This window comes from Halomonas sediminis, from assembly GCF_044871105.1.
GTDB lineage: Bacteria > Pseudomonadota > Gammaproteobacteria > Pseudomonadales > Halomonadaceae > Vreelandella > Vreelandella zhuhanensis.
Genome location: NZ_CP085246.1, coordinates 317,939 through 333,480, shown reverse-complemented (window position 1 = coordinate 333,480; position 15,542 = coordinate 317,939). Strand labels below are relative to the sequence as shown.

Here is a 15,542-nt window from a genome sequence, read left to right as displayed (position 1 = left end):
TTCAAGCATAGTGACGCACTTCACCCGGTCCTTCCGGCAGGTTGCTGATACAGCGACCACAGAGGTCGGGATGATCGGCATGGGTGCCTACGTCTTCACGGTGATGCCAGCAACGTTCGCACTTCTGGTGCGGGCTCGTGGCAACCGCGACTTTCAAGCCGTCAAGCTCGGTGGCTTCGGCACTGCCTGCCTCGGCCAAGGGCGCCAGCGTCACGTCGCTGGTCAGCATCACGAAACGCAGTTCATCGCCCAGCTTCTCCAGGGTGGCGCGCAGCGAGTCATCCACGAACAAGGTCACTTCGGCGGCCAGGCTGCCTTTGATCAGCTTGGCGTTACGCGCATCTTCCAGGCGCTTGTTGACCGCTTGCTTGACGTCCAGCACCTGCTCCCAGAAATCACGCCCCATGGAGGCGTCAGCCTCAAGCATGCCCAGGCCGGTGTAGTAGGTTTCCAGCAGCACACTGTCGCCACGTTTGCCGGGGATATGCTCGTAGATTTCCTCGGCAGTGAAGGAAAGGATCGGTGCCACCCAGCGGGAAAGCGCTTCGACGACCTGATACAGCGCGGTTTGAGCGCTGCGCCGGGCCAGCGAGTCGGCCTGGGTGGTGTACTGACGGTCCTTGATCACATCCAGGTAGAAGCCGCCCAGCTCGCGGGCACAGAAACCATGCACTTGCTGATAGACATCCAGGAAGCGGTACTCTTCATAGGCCTTGTCGATACGCGCCTGGAGTTGCGCGGCACGATCCACCACCCACTGATCCAGCGCCAGCATGTCCTCGAACGCCACCTGATCACGCTGCGGCTCGAAGCCATTCAGGTTGGAAAGCAGAAAACGCGAGGTGTTGCGAATCCGGCGATACACATCAGCGGTACGCGTGAGGATTTCATCCGAAACCGCCATTTCACCGGAATAATCGGTGGAGGCCACCCAGAGGCGCAGGATATCCGCGCCGAGCTTGTCCATGACGGTCTGAGGCGCGACCACGTTGCCGACCGACTTGGACATCTTGCGACCCTGAGCGTCCACGGTGAAACCATGGGTCAGCAGTTGACGATAAGGCGGATGACCGTCAATGGCGCACCCCGTCAGCAGCGAGGAGTGGAACCAGCCGCGGTGCTGGTCGGAACCCTCCAGGTACAGATCCGCGATCGGCCCCTGGTCGTGGCCGTGGGGGTGCGAACCGCGCAGCACGTGGCGATGGGTGGTGCCGGAATCGAACCAGACGTCCAGGGTATCGGTGACTTTTTCGTAATTATCCGCTTCTTCGCCGAGAAGCTCGGCGGGCTCGAGACGGAACCAGGCATCGATGCCTTCCTTCTCGACACGCTTGGCGGCTTCTTCCATCAGCTCGACAGTGCGCGGATGCAGTTCGCCGCTGGCCTTGTCGAGGAAGAACGGAATCGGCACGCCCCAGTTACGCTGGCGCGAGATGCACCAGTCCGGGCGGTTGGCGATCATCGAGTGCAAACGCGCCTGACCCCAGGCGGGCGTGAATTCGGTGGCCTCGATACCTTCAAGCGCTCGTTCACGCAGGGTCTTGCCGTCCTTGCCCGCCACGTCCATGCCCACGAACCACTGGGCGGTGGCGCGATAGATCACAGGCGTCTTGTGACGCCAGCAGTGCATGTAGCTGTGCTTGATAGGCGTATGCGCCATCAACGCACCCACTTCGCGCAGTTTTTCGATGATATGCGGATTGGCCTTCCAGATCATTTGCCCACCGAAGAACGGCAGTTCATCGGAATAGACGCCGTTGCCCTGTACCGGGCTTTCGATATCGTCGAAGCTCATGCCGTGCTCACGGCAGGTGATGAAATCGTCCATGCCGTAGGCGGGCGCCGAGTGAACGATACCGGTGCTGCCGACCTCGGCTTCCACATACTCCGCCAGGTACACCGGCGAGAGACGCGCATAAAACGGATGGCGGAAATTGATCAGGTCGAGACTTTCCCCCTTGGCCGTGGCAATCACCTCGCCTTCCAGGCCGAAGCGCTCCAGGCACGAGGCCACCAGGTCTTCCACCAGCAGCAACAAGCGCTCGCCCACGTCCACCAGGGCGTAGGTGAATTCAGGATGGACGTTGAGCGCCTGGTTGGCGGGAATCGTCCAGGGGGTGGTGGTCCAGATCACCACGGCAGCAGGCTTGGGCAGTTCGCTCAAGCCAAAGGCTGCCGCCAGCTTGTCGGCATCTTCCACCGGGAAGGCGACATCGATGGCGTCGGATTTCTTGTCGGCGTACTCGACTTCGGCCTCGGCCAGCGCCGAGCCGCAATCGAAACACCAGTTGACCGGCTTCAAGCCCTTGAAGACATAGCCTGCCTCGACCATGTCAGCCAGAGCGCGAATTTCCCCGGCTTCGTTGACGTAATCCATCGAACGGTAAGGATTATCCCAGTCACCCACCACGCCCAGGCGCACGAAATCGGTCAACTGGGTTTCGATCTGGGCAGCGGCGTAGTCACGGCATAGACCGCGTGCTTTTTCGGGTTCCAGGTGCTTGCCGTGGGTGGTTTCCACCTTGTGTTCGATAGGCAGGCCGTGGCAATCCCAGCCCGGCACATAGGGTGCATCGAAACCCGCCAGGTTCTTCGACTTGACGATGATATCCTTGAGAATCTTGTTGACGGCGTGACCGATATGAATGCTGCCGTTGGCATAAGGAGGGCCATCGTGCAGCACGAACAGCGGTTTTCCCGCCCGCTCTTCGCGCAGGCGCTGGTAGAGCTTCATATCCTGCCACTGGGAAACCCGGCCCGGCTCACGCTTGGGCAGCATGCCGCGCATGGGAAATTCGGTTTCGGGCAAGTTCAGCGTGTGCTTGTAATCCATAGTCCGGTCAGCCGTCGTTATGATCGGCGGAACGTCCCGCCGACGAAGATTCAGAAGAAGTTACTGCATCACGCCCCAACGGCGCGGATGCCAGCGGAAAAGAGCCGTCAGCCAGATGCAAGGTGCCATCGGCCAAGCCGGGATGCGCCGCCAGGTAGTCCCGTGCGCGTGCCTGGTCGTGGTTTATCTGCGCTTTAAGGGCCTGGAGACCGTCAAACTTGATTTCACCGCGCAGCCGCGCGCAAGGATAGACCGTAAGCCGTTCGCCATAGAGGTCGCCTTCGAAATCGAACAAATGCACTTCCAGGGTGGGACGGTCCGCCCCGACCGTAGGCCGCCAACCGACATTGGCCACCCCGCCGTAATAGCGCCCGTCGGCAAGTTCGGCGAACACCACGTACACGCCGCGCAGCGTCAGCGGCTGGGGCAACAAGGGGATATTGGCGGTGGGCACGCCGATGGTGCGCCCTAGTTGTTGATCACGTACCACCCGCCCTGAAACGCTGTAAGGGCGCCCCAACAGACGGGCGGTGGCGGAAAAATTGCCGCTCAGGAGCAATGTGCGTACCCGGCTGCTGGAAACCCGTTCGTCATCCAGGGTAAAGGTGCGGGTGTGCTCGACACCGAAGCCATGCTCGCGCCCCACCGCTTCCAGCAAGGTGAAATCGCCGCGGCGATCGCAGCCGTAACGAAAGTCATCCCCCACGACCAGGTGGCGTACACCCAGCCCTTCGATCAACACCTGATCGATGAATTCCCGTGCGGTGAGGCTGCGCAGGGCGTCATTGAACGGTAGGCACAACACCTGCTCGGCGCCGTGCTCCGCCAGCAAGCGAACCTTTTCCCGCAAGCGCGTCAGGCGTGGCGGCGCCTGGTCACCGGCAAAGAACTCACGTGGCTGAGGCTCGAAGACCACCACGGTAACCTGCACGCCAAGCCGTGCTGCATGTTCGCGGCATTGTTCCAGGATCGCCTGATGGCCGCGATGCACGCCATCGAAATTGCCGATGGTCGCCACGCAGCCACGATGCGATTCACGCAGATTGTGCAGTCCTCGAATGACGCGCATGAAATCCGTTCAGCCCTGGTTGACGTGGCCCACAAAAGACCACCGATTATAACGAAATGCCCGGCGACTGGCAGCCATGGCGTGACGCCTCAGCCTGCGATGCGAAAATTTAGCCGGCGATACGAAAATGCCGCCAGCGCATGCCCAAGGCCACCAGCCAGGCGAAATAACTGCCCGCCCCCAGTACCACCAATAGGCTGATCCATCTGATGCGTTGCCATAGCCCCCACCCCAGCCATTCATTCCAGGCGGGGGACAGCCACCCAAGCAACACGCTCATCAGTATGCAGCCACCCAGCAGTTGCACAGCATATCGCCCCCAGCCAGGCTGAAACACCAGTACTTTCTGCTTGTGCAACAGGTATCCCAGAAGCCCAGCATTAAGGAATGCCGAGAGCGCGGTGGCCAGCGCCAGTCCCGCATGCGCCAACGACCAGATCAACATCAGGTTGAGCGCCATATTGGCGACCATCGCCACGATACCCACTTTCACCGGGGTCGCGGTATCCTGGCGCGCGAAAAACCCCGGTGCCAGCACCTTGATCAACATGAAGGCCACCAAACCGAAGGAGTAAGCACGCAAGCTCATTGCCGCCATGGCGATATCGTGATCGGTCATCGCCCCATAATGAAACAGGGTTATCAGCAGCGGTTCGGCAAGAATCGCCAACGCTAAGGCGGCAGGCAAGCCGAGCAGCAGCACGGTACGAATGGCCCAGTCGAGCATGGCGGCAAAGTGACCCGGCGACTGCTCGGCATGCCGCCGGGAAAGCGCCGGCAGAATCACCGTGCCAATGGCCACCCCGAACACCCCCAGCGGCAACTCCACCAGGCGGTCCGAATAGTACAGCCAGGAAACGCTCCCGGCAGTCAGCAACGACGCCAGGACGGTATCCAGCAGCAGATTGATCTGGGACACCGAAACCCCGAACAGTGCCGGCACCATCAGCTTGAGTATCCGCTTGACCCCTTCATGAGCAAAGTGGGGCCAAGGGGTCGGCATCAATCCCAGACGCAACAGGAACGGCACCTGAAACACCAGCTGCGCCGCCCCGGCTATCAGCACCCCCCAGGCCAGCGCCATGGCCGGCTCTTTCATCAACGGCATCAACAACAGTGCCGAGCCAATCAAGGAGAGATTGAGCAGCACCGGGGTGAAGGCCGGCACTGCAAAACGGTTCCAGGTATTGAGCACGCTGCCCGAAAACGCCGTGAGCGAGATCAACAGCAGATAAGGAAACGTCAGCCGCAGCATGTCCGCCGTGAGCGCCAACTTTTCCGGGTCACGCCCGAAGCCGGGGGCAAATACCCACGCCAGCCAAGGGGCCGCCAGCATCGCCACGGCGGTGATCAACGCCAGTACGGCGGTGAGACTCCCCGCCACGGCATTGAGTAGTTCCCGGATTTCCTGGCGGGTGCGCTGGGTGGAATATTCCGACAGCACCGGCACGAACGCCTGGTTGAACGCCCCTTCGGCAAACAGCCGGCGCAGGAAATTGGGAATCTTGAATGCCACAAAGAAGGCATCCGCCCCATTTCCGGCACCCAGGAACGTGGCCACCACGACATCACGCACCAGTCCCATCACCCGCGAGAGCATGGTCATGGCGCTGACGATCAGGCCCGAACGCATCAGTCCCCGGCGCGGGGGTGGCGAAGCGGACGGCGGGGAGGCATCGGCTTGCTGAGAGGAGTTCATGAGATCATCCAGACACAAAAAAACCGGCCTAAGCCGGTTTTTTCTGGCGCTTGCCGGCTTACGCCGCCAGTGCCTTGATACGCTTGTTCAAGCGGCTCTTCAGGCGCGCGGCTTTCTTCTTGGAAAGCACGTCCTTGTCAGCGATACGGTCAATCACCGGCTGAGCGGCTTTGAACTGCTCCATCGCCTGGGCGTGGTCACCGGTGCTGATCGCCTTGATCACGCGCTTGATATAAGTGCGGACCATGCTGCGCTGGCTGGATTTCAGGACGCGACGGTTCTCGGCCTGACGGGCGCGCTTGCGTGCTTGCTTGCTGTTCGCCACTGAGTATCTCCTTGGAGAATAAAGGTTGTCGTCTAGGACGACGGATTAACTATTAGCCGGCTGCTGACACACAGCCCTTGCGTAATAACCGATTGATTTGGCTAACCATCGTCTAACGATTGGTGGGCCATAAGGTGCAACAGGCATTGTCGTTCAAGCTGCCTGTTCACGGGTCTTGTCTGAGAGGATGGCGCATTCTATCACGCTGTTTTCAGCCTTGCCAGCGCCATCATCCCGCCTCAAAGCACTACCAGGTTGTCACGATGGATAAGCTCCGGCGCTTCAACATAGCCCAGAATGGCTTCTATCTGATGGCTCGGCTGGCCCAGGAGCCGTCGGGCATCGTCAACGCCGTAATTGACCAGGCCCTTCGCCACCGGTTCACCGTGCTCGTCGACACACACCACCATGTCGCCGCGCACGAAATTCCCGGAAACCGCCGTGACGCCCACCGGAAGCAGACTGGCTTGGCCGCGCAACACTTTTACCGCACCGGCGTCCAGCGTCAGGCTGCCGCGCACTTGCAGTTGCCCGGCCAGCCAGCGCTTGCGCGCCGCCATGGGGGCCTGTTTGGGGCGCAACAAGGTACCCAGGGTTTCGCCATCCACCAGCCGGGTAATCACATTCGCCTGGCGTCCACTGGCAATCGCGGTCACCGCCCCCGAACGAGCGGCCAAGGTGGCGGCGCGCACCTTGGTGCTCATGCCGCCGCGCCCCAGAGCGCCGCCACCACCGGCCACCGCCGCCAGGGCCGGGTCGTCGGCATCGCCTTCGGCAATCAACCTTGCGGCGGGATCATGGCGCGGGTCGGCATCGAACAAGCCCTCCTGATCGGTAAGAATGATCAAGGCATCGGCTTCCAGCAGATTGGCGACCAGCGCCCCCAAGGTATCGTTGTCACCAAAGCGAATTTCATCGGTAACCACGGTATCGTTTTCGTTGATCACCGGCACCACGCGCAAGTCGACCAAGGTGCGCAGCGCGGAAAGTGCATTCAGATAACGCTTGCGATTGGAAAGGTCATCATGGGTCAGCAACACCTGGGCGGTGACCAGGCCGTGGCGGGCAAAATGCTGCTCGTAGCACTGCGTCAAGCCATTCTGTCCCACTGCGGCCGCAGCCTGCAATTCATGCACCGCGCTCGGCCTTGCCTGCCAGCCCAGGCGTACCATGCCGGCCGCTACCGCGCCGGAAGACACCAGTACCACATCGATGCCGCGACGATGCAGGGCAGCCACCTGGTCGACCCAGCCGCCGATCGCTGCTTCATCCAATCCACGGCCATCATTGGTCAGCAAGGCACTGCCGATCTTGATCACCACACGCCTGGCCTGCACCAACGCTTCGCGCCCGAGGCCTTGCTCATCGCTCACCGCTTATCTCCTGAAAGCCTCATCCATTGCTCTTCTGTCAGGGCGCGTATTCAACCTCGACATCGTAATCATCATCGTCGAAGTCGTCATCGCTTTCCTCGCCTTCGGCGGGCTTGCGCCGACGACCCAGACGCGCTTCAGTACGGGCGACGGATTCTTCTTCCATGCGCCGACGCATTTCCTGCTCGCGGGCGTGAACCTCTTCATCTTCATGCTCGAGGCGCTGCTGCTCGGTGAGCCAGCGGTGTACCGCCTGCACCAGGGCGTCGGTGCCCTCACTGCTGATCGCCGAAATACGAAATACCGGCCCTTCCCAGCCCAGGCGCTGGACGATCTCATCGCCCACCGCTTGGCGGTCCTCTTCTGGCACTAGGTCCAGCTTGTTGAGTACCAGCCAGCGAGGCAGCTCGGCGAGCGTCGGGGAGAACTGTCCCAACTCGTGGATAATCGCCTCGGCAGCCTCGACCGGGTCGGATTCATCAAACGGTGCCACGTCCACCACATGCAACAGCAAGCGGGTACGGGTCAGGTGCTTGAGAAAGCGCAAGCCCAGGCCGGCGCCATCGGAAGCACCTTCGATCAAGCCCGGCACATCCGCCATCACGAAGTGTTCGTGCAGGCCGAGTTTCACCACACCCAGATTGGGTACCAGGGTGGTGAAAGGATAATTGGCCACCTTGGGCTTGGCCGCCGACACCGAGCGAATCAATGTGGACTTGCCGGCGTTAGGCATGCCCAGCAGGCCGACATCCGCCATCACCTTCATTTCCAGGCGCAAGTTGCGGCGCTCACCTTCCGTACCCGGGGTGATTCTGCGTGGCGCGCGGTTGGTCGAGGATTTGAAATGGATGTTACCCAGACCTCGACGCCCACCTTGTCCCACCAGGACTACCTGGCCGATTTCGGTAACGTCGGCGATCACTTCCAGGGTATCTTCATCAATGACCGTGGTACCCACCGGTACCTTGACGTGCAGGTCTTCCCCCGCCTTGCCGCTCATCTGACGACCCATGCCGCCCTGGCCGTTCTCGGCTTTGTAAAAACGCTGGAACTTGAAGTCAATCAAGGTATTGAGAGCATCGTCCCCAATCAGGTAAACGCTTCCGCCATGGCCGCCATCACCGCCATCCGGACCACCCTTGGGCACGTATTTCTCGCGGCGAAAGCTCAGGCAGCCATTCCCGCCTTTCCCCGCCTCGACAATGATCGAGGCTTCATCGACGAATTGCATGGTTCTCTCTCCTGGCCGCTTCCGCCGCCCTGTACCTGAAAGAGTCATTCAGGCACATAAAAACGTGTACTTAAAAAACGTGCACTTGAAAAATATGCACTTGAAAAACAATGAGGGACAAAAAGGCCCCGCCATGGCGGGGCCTTTTTTATCGCAGGTTCGGGCGTTTATGCAGAAACGACACTGACGAACTTACGATTTTTCGGACCCTTGGTCTCGAACTTGATCACGCCATCGTTCAATGCGAACAGGGTGTGATCGCGACCCAAACCGACGCCGGTACCGGCGTGGAACTTGGTGCCACGCTGACGCACGATAATGTTGCCGGCAATTGCCGCCTGGCCACCATACAACTTGACGCCAAGGCGTTTGGATTCGGAATCGCGACCGTTACGCGTGGAGCCGGCTGCCTTCTTATGAGCCATTGCAAAATACTCCTATAGCAAGTTGATCTAGAAGAATTGGCCGCTTACGCGGAAATTCCAGTAATCTTGACTTCAGTGAACCACTGACGGTGGCCCTGACGCTTCATGCTGTGCTTACGACGACGGAACTTGATAATGGTGATCTTATCGCCGCGGCCGTGAGACACGATTTCCGCGGCCACTTTGGCACCTTCCAGCATCGGCGCACCGATTTTGACGTCTTCGCCATCGGCAACCATCAGCACTTCGTCAAATTCAATGCTTTCACCGGTAGGAATTTCCAGTTTCTCGAGCTTGAGCGTCTGGCCTTCCTTTACACGGTACTGCTTACCGCCGCTTTTGATAACTGCGTACATGTCTCTCTCCGGGACTGTCGTGAATGCCGGGCGTTCCGGCTCTCATCGCCTTACGCTCTTTCGAGTCGTGCTCTTGATAGACCTGCGGCGAGTGGCGCCTCTTTTGGCAACCATCTGACAGGGAGCATGATGAGTGGGTCGCGGATTATAACGACAATTGCACCCTACCACAACTATCATCAACACAACGGCCACCCTCTCGTCAACGAGAAACCTTCATCACCTTGACGCCTCACGGGTAGCCCCATAGCATGAACCGAAATACAGTCGGCCATTGCCGCCTCCACTACCCGCGATGATGGAACTCATGTCAGCCACAGCCTCGTCCTCCCAGCCTGCCAGCCCTTCCCCTTCTCCGCTGCACGCCGTGGTGGCGGATGACTTCATGGCAGTCAATCGTACAATTATCGAACAGCTCGCCTCCAAGATTCCGCTGGTGGAAACCATTGGCCAGTACATTATTGAAAGCGGCGGAAAACGTTTGCGCCCCTTGCTGGTGTTGCTGGCCGCCCGCTCGCTGGGCTATGACCAGGACAAGCACATCACCCTGGCCACGCTGATCGAGTTCATGCACACCTCGACGTTGCTGCACGACGACGTGGTCGACGAGTCTCACATGCGTCGCGGCAAGAAAACCGCCAATGAAGCCTGGGGCAACGCGCCCTCGGTGCTTGTCGGCGACTTTCTTTATTCGCGCTCCTTCCAGATGATGGTGAATGTCGGCTCGATGCGCATCATGAGCATTCTCTCCAGTGCTACCTGTGTCATCGCGGAAGGCGAAGTGCAGCAACTGACCAACGTGGGCAATCCGAACATCTCGGAAGCCGAGTACTTCGAAACCATTCAGGGCAAGACCGCCATGCTGTTCGAGGCGGCCTCCCACAGCGGTGCCGTGCTCGCCGACGCCACACCGGAACAGGAAAGCGCTCTCCAGCATTACGGTCGCTACCTGGGCCTGGCCTTCCAGTTGATCGATGATCTGCTCGACTACCAAGGCGACGCCACGGCCATGGGCAAAAACGTGGGAGATGATCTGGCTGAAGGCAAACCCACCCTGCCGCTGATCCACGCCATGGCCAACGGCACTCCGGAACAGGCCAAGTTGATTCGCCAAGCCATTCGCCAGGGCGGGCTCGACCAGCTGGAGGCTGTGCTGGATATCGTCAATGCCACCGGCGCACTGGAATACACCCGTGCCCGTGCTGAAGAAATGGCAACCAAGGCCTTGGAACAATTGGCGATTATCCCCTCCAGCCCGTACCGCGACAGCATGGTTGAGCTGGCCCATCTTGCAGTGGATCGCAAGGCGTAAACGCAACGAATTGCCCCCAAAAGGCTTGAAAAGTCTCAGAAGAATGCGTATTATCCACCACCGTCGAGCCACACAGCGGTTTGATGCAATATCGGAATATAGCTCAGCTTGGTAGAGCGCTGCCTTCGGGAGGCAGAGGTCGTAGGTTCGAATCCTGCTATTCCGACCAAAAAATTCAGTAAAAACGGTCACTTAGCTCATCGAGCAAGTGGCCGTTTTTTGTTGGGCTCTGTGCAAGGTGACAAATGGGTGACACGTTGCCTGCTGCGGGAAGAGGGTCGAACATTTTCGCTTGGCTCCGCAGGCAAGCCCCTATTTCCTACATCTTGGCCTGCGTAAGCCCTTGTTAAAAAAATTCTGTAGATGCGTCAGCTTGCCGGGGCATGACTTCAAAGCTACTAGAATATCGGAGACTCAAAACCTTTTGGCTTGATCGCCAGCACGGAACAGTTGAGTTGTGAAAGAACGGCCTCTGCGGTATTGCCAATAATAACGCCGGCAACCCCGGTGCGGGCGACCGTTCCCATCACCACTAGATCGGCTTTGATAGTTTCTACCATTTTGGGCAGATCACGACCTGGAATTCCCGGAACAACATGAGTACGCAGTGACAGATAATGATAGGTCTCTTCCCCCATTCTGCCTTTTAACTCGTCAAGAAGTGCATCCATTCTGTACTGCCTATGACGACGCTCATCTTCCGCCAGTTCCTGCTCAACTTTATCCGCATTTTCTACCCACAGGCTGATAAATCCGGATTCAGGTACGTCATAAACGTTCACGGCATGAACCGCTGCCAGTTCTGACAATGACAATGAGCAGGCAAGATCAAGTATGGTCTGATTAAGGGCATCGCTGCTCGGTTTATCCTTGCCAGTGTCAAAATCAACAGCCGCCATGATGTTGCGATAATCGGCTTTTTCATCTTTTTTCATCAGCCAAACCGGGCAGGGGCACTTGCGCAGGAGATGCATGTCGTCGCTACCGAGAAATCGAGAAAACCAGTCGATGGCGTCGGCCTCCTTGATAACCAGATCGAAGCTCTCGGACTGCACTGCACGAATACTTTCGAGGTATCTTTTACCAACCTTCAGCTCTGTTCTGATCCCAAGATCCGGCTCCAGCGAAGAGAAAAGCTGATGTAATCTGGCCTCCTCGTGTTCCTGCACCTTTTCCTTGAGCTGCTGACTGCTAATACCAATTTTTTTTGAATAGGATGTTAATGAAAGCTTCGGAAGTACATATAGCAGCGTCAAATCAGCCTGGTTGGTTTTGGCCAGAGCAATGGCACGCATCAACGACGGCGAGGTTTCATCGGTGCGATTGCCCAGCACGAAAAGAATGTTCTTGAACCTTTTCATAGAGCAGCGCTCCTTGAAAATCAGGGGTGACGGGGTTCGGAAACAAGGCCTTCCAATAGCAATTCCGTAGCTCGATCAGCAGCATCCTGAAAGGGCTCAAGTACAAGCTCTACACCCAGCAATTTTAACTCTTCAGTCTCTGTTCTGCTTTGCGATACCGCCGCCAGATTACCGGTGAATCCTGCCGACCGGGTTAATTGTATGATAGTTTTTATCGTATCTTCGGTCGAAACCCCGGTATGGTGATGCGGTATCGTGGACACAACCCAATGCGCATTGCGAAGCGGCAACTCCCCCATAAACTCGGCATCCTTCACATCTCCGTAGGCTGTATCCAACCCTAGAGAATTCCAATATTTGATGGCCGAAGGATTGAAGTCCAGCCCCAGCACCTTGATGCCATTTTCCCTGAGTCGTGCGGCAATGGCGGTGCCCAGGCGGCCCAGCCCGAAAATGACGACCTGATAATGCCCCCCTGGATGCTGCTCCGTAGATTGTTCGCGTGGGGTGCCTGTGCGCTCAAAAACGCCTATTAGCGGTTCGAGAAGCGTGTAGAGGCTGTGGGAATAGGTGATCATGTAAGTCGATGCCGCAATGGTGACGATGCCGACCAGAGTTACCAGGCCCAGCACATCCTGTTGCACATGCCCCAGACTCACGCCCATGGCAATGAAAATCAGGGAAAATTCGCTGATCTGTGCCACAGTCAAGCCCGCCAGAAATCCGGTCCTTTTGCGGTAGCCCAACGCCCCCATAATGGCCAGCACAATAAGCGGGTTACCGATCAGCACAAACAGGGAGAATATGATTGCTCCGGGGATATGGGCATTCATAAGCGACAAATCCAGAGACGCCCCCAATGCGATAAAGAAAAACAGCAGCAAAAAGTCCCTTAACGGTGCAAGCCTGGCAGAGATGCTTTCGCGATAGCGGGTGGATGCCAGTGCGACACCGGCCAGCAGGCCACCCACTTCCATGCCCAGGCCGATCAGATCACCGATCGCTGCAAACAGGGCGGCTTGCGCGATCGCGTAAATGACCAGCAGTTCCGGAGATTTCGCCAGATGCTCAGTGAGTGGGTTGGCGATGTATCGGACAAACACGATGACAAATAACAGCAAACCGATGCCAGAGAGCGTCACCTGCCACATGGATGCGCTGTCCGCGTCCCCCTGCCCGGCACCTATGCCGATAGCCGCCAGAACGATCATCGCCAAAACCACAACAAGATCCTGAACAATTAGAAAACCCAGCGCAATCTGACCGTGCAGTGAGTCGATTTCCCGTTTATCCGACAGCAACTTGACGATGATGATTGTGGATGAAAACGTCAGCGCGACCGCCACATAGATACTGGCAATGTGATCCAGGCCAACAGCCAGCCCGATGAAATAACCGATGATGGAAGTGAAGGCGACCTGCCCAAGCCCCGTGAGCAGGGACACACCGCCGATGGACCGAATGAGCTTTACATCCAGCTTTATACCCACCAGAAACAGCAGGACAGCGATCCCCAGTTCGGAAAGCAGTTCGATCTGCTCCTCGGAATGGACAATATCCAGAACCGATGGCCCCGCAATCAGGCCAACGGCAATAAAGCTCACAATCAGTGGTTGCCTCAGCAATAAGCCAACGAAACCCAGGAGGGCTGCCAGCACCAGAAGTGCCGCAATTTCCGTGAAGGACGAGTGCGTGATCAACTCAACCAAGCTTTCCTCTCCTCATTTTCCCTGGAATCTGATGGCTCTTTGTAAAAGAGATTACTGCCTGGCTTGAATTCAAGCAATAAGCGCAGCACTTGTCGTGTTCAAGGCTCCTGTGTACTCTCCCAGGAATACCTGTGCTGGTGACCGCAAATTGGCTTACTACATAGACACCCCTCAGTGGTCGCTTTTCTCATCGCCACGCGTTACGTCCTGCTGACTGATGACCACCACGTCTCTGGGCCACCATTCGGGATGGTTATCCCTGATAAAAGCCAGCAACTTTTCCCGCACGTTCATTTCCGCAACCCATCCGGCCATTGGCTCCGGCGTCATCAGGTAGAACGTGATTTCCTGGGCGGCAGCCGTCTGCCCGGTCACGAAGCATAAAAGCTTGTCATGTTCGATGACGCCCTCTTCCTGCTTGGCAAACGTCTTGAACTTCTCTCTCAAGTATTCCACATCCGCATTGAGGTGAAGGGTCAACACGATATTCCGGTAGGTTTTGGCACTCTTGGCCGACCAGTTCTCGAACGGTTGTGAAACAAAGTACTTCACTGGCACGATGAGTCGGCGATCATCCCAGACCCTCAGACGGATGTAGGTATAAAAGATACCTTCCACATAGCACCATTGCCCCTCGAAGAGAATGCTGTCGCCGATACGGATAGGCTTCGCCAACGATACTTGAAACGATGCCATGATATTACCCAGCACTGCCTGACCGGCAATCCCCGCCAGCACTGCCGCGACACTCGCTGATGCAAGTAGCGTCGTCCCCAGCGTCTCGAAGATTTCAATCTTTATCAGCACATAGATCACTGCAGCGACCACGGTGACCAGAATGATTGTGCGGCGCAACGTATATAGGGAGGTCAGTAACTTCCGCTCATCCTTGTATTTCGTATCATCGATATCGCCCACGAGGCGTGCAGTCACCTTGAGCAACATCGTATCCACCAGATGCAGGGCTATGAGAGCGGCCCCCCAGGCCGTGATGACCGCCAAAAGCAACCTGAAGAAAGTAGTGCCGGCGCCTGAAAACGAAACCACATAGCCAAGAAGAATCTGGGTCACGATAGCCATCACGATGAAGGCCATAGGCATCCCGATCCTACCGGCAAACATGCTGTACATGCCCGGGGGCAGCCACCGTTTCACCAGTCCAACAAGGGCATATACGCCAAAACCGAGCGACCCGATAAGAACAAGAAACACCGGAATCGCAATCCACTCCCACAGCTGCAGCATGCCAAGCGACTGTTTGTATCGCTCGGGGATATACTGCTCTATCCAGGAGGGGCCGAATTTTTCGTAGAGGATTGGAATGATGTCGACTGTTTCCGGCGAAATCAGCCAAACCGGATCCTGTTCCGCTACCTTGTAACGCGTTAGATGAACATCATAGGTTTGCCCTTGGGCCTTGAGCGAGACCACCTCGAGGTAACGTCGTGGCTCCCCGGCTCGCGGGTGCTTACCGCTCGGGTCCTGAACTAGAGCATCCTGCCGCCCTGGAAGACTCGATATATTGATCCACTCCCCGCGCCTGAGAACCGACGAAAGCTGCATTGCCAACCGGCTTCCTCTGCTTTTCTGCTCGGAGGCTGGAATGTCCGAAAGATTGAGGATGTGAGCGGCGGCAGAATGCTCATCGTTTTCGGTGAGTTCGATGAAACTTCTTATCGCCTCTCTTGGTGTCGAGCGCTCGACCTCTTCCGGCACCTCACCTAACCCTTCGTTCAGGGAGTCAGCCGAGAACCAGAGACGCTCGCTCTCTTCCTCGTCCTGCGCGAAAGAAGCACACGAAAACATCAGGATTACTGCAAAAATGACCCAACTATAGCGTACTCTCATA

The 15,542-nt window shown here is 57.7% G+C and carries 12 protein-coding genes and 1 tRNA gene; 2 read left to right on the top strand and 11 right to left on the bottom strand.

The features are described 5' to 3' along the window. Position 1: 1 nt before the first annotated feature. The 8 genes from ileS to rplU all read right to left on the bottom strand — a co-directional run bounded on the left by ileS (position 2) and on the right by rplU (position 9,311). Complete coding sequence (gene ileS / locus LG290_RS01660) at positions 2-2,833, bottom strand: isoleucine--tRNA ligase (RefSeq protein ID WP_499835977.1); 2,832 nt, start codon at positions 2,831-2,833, stop codon at positions 2-4. Positions 2,834-2,840: 7 nt separating this feature from the next. Next, positions 2,841-3,902, bottom strand: coding sequence for a bifunctional riboflavin kinase/FAD synthetase (ribF, locus tag LG290_RS01655; RefSeq protein ID WP_160419369.1), 1,062 nt, complete (start codon positions 3,900-3,902; stop codon positions 2,841-2,843). Positions 3,903-4,011: 109 nt separating this feature from the next. Continuing rightward, positions 4,012-5,601 carry a murein biosynthesis integral membrane protein MurJ gene (murJ, locus tag LG290_RS01650; protein ID WP_499835976.1) on the bottom strand — a complete coding sequence of 530 codons (1,590 nt, stop codon included), beginning with the start codon at positions 5,599-5,601 and terminating at the stop codon, positions 4,012-4,014. Between the two features lie 58 nt (positions 5,602-5,659). After that, a complete protein-coding gene (rpsT, locus tag LG290_RS01645) occupies positions 5,660-5,926 on the bottom strand; it encodes a 30S ribosomal protein S20 (RefSeq protein WP_114487149.1) in 267 nt (88 codons plus the stop codon). A 239-nt stretch (positions 5,927-6,165) separates the two neighbouring features. Next, complete coding sequence (gene proB / locus LG290_RS01640; RefSeq protein ID WP_160419368.1) at positions 6,166-7,299, bottom strand: glutamate 5-kinase; 1,134 nt, start codon at positions 7,297-7,299, stop codon at positions 6,166-6,168. Positions 7,300-7,336: 37 nt separating this feature from the next. Then, positions 7,337-8,530, bottom strand: coding sequence for an Obg family GTPase CgtA (gene cgtA / locus LG290_RS01635; protein WP_160419367.1), 1,194 nt, complete (start codon positions 8,528-8,530; stop codon positions 7,337-7,339). 167 nt (positions 8,531-8,697) lie between these two features. After that, entirely contained in the window at positions 8,698-8,955 is a 258-nt protein-coding gene (gene rpmA, locus LG290_RS01630; RefSeq protein WP_160419366.1) for a 50S ribosomal protein L27, read from the bottom strand. A 44-nt stretch (positions 8,956-8,999) separates the two neighbouring features. After that, on the bottom strand, positions 9,000-9,311 hold the full coding sequence (gene rplU, locus LG290_RS01625) for a 50S ribosomal protein L21 (RefSeq protein ID WP_114487145.1): 312 nt from the start codon (positions 9,309-9,311) through the stop codon (positions 9,000-9,002). A gap of 307 nt (positions 9,312-9,618) precedes the next feature. Here rplU and ispB point away from each other — a divergent pair, with 307 nt between their 5' ends. Next, a complete protein-coding gene (gene ispB, locus LG290_RS01620; RefSeq protein WP_499835975.1) occupies positions 9,619-10,623 on the top strand; it encodes an octaprenyl diphosphate synthase in 1,005 nt (334 codons plus the stop codon). A gap of 92 nt (positions 10,624-10,715) precedes the next feature. Next, positions 10,716-10,792, top strand: a tRNA-Pro gene (locus LG290_RS01615). Between the two features lie 229 nt (positions 10,793-11,021). Here the strand turns inward: LG290_RS01615 and LG290_RS01610 are convergent. The 3 genes from LG290_RS01610 to LG290_RS01600 all read right to left on the bottom strand — a co-directional run bounded on the left by LG290_RS01610 (position 11,022) and on the right by LG290_RS01600 (position 15,541). Beyond that, positions 11,022-11,984, bottom strand: coding sequence for a universal stress protein (locus LG290_RS01610; RefSeq protein WP_499835974.1), 963 nt, complete (start codon positions 11,982-11,984; stop codon positions 11,022-11,024). A 20-nt stretch (positions 11,985-12,004) separates the two neighbouring features. Beyond that, positions 12,005-13,693 carry a cation:proton antiporter gene (locus tag LG290_RS01605; RefSeq protein WP_499835973.1) on the bottom strand — a complete coding sequence of 563 codons (1,689 nt, stop codon included), beginning with the start codon at positions 13,691-13,693 and terminating at the stop codon, positions 12,005-12,007. Between the two features lie 171 nt (positions 13,694-13,864). After that, complete coding sequence (locus tag LG290_RS01600) at positions 13,865-15,541, bottom strand: mechanosensitive ion channel family protein (protein ID WP_499835972.1); 1,677 nt, start codon at positions 15,539-15,541, stop codon at positions 13,865-13,867. Between the last annotated feature and the right edge of the window lies 1 nt (position 15,542).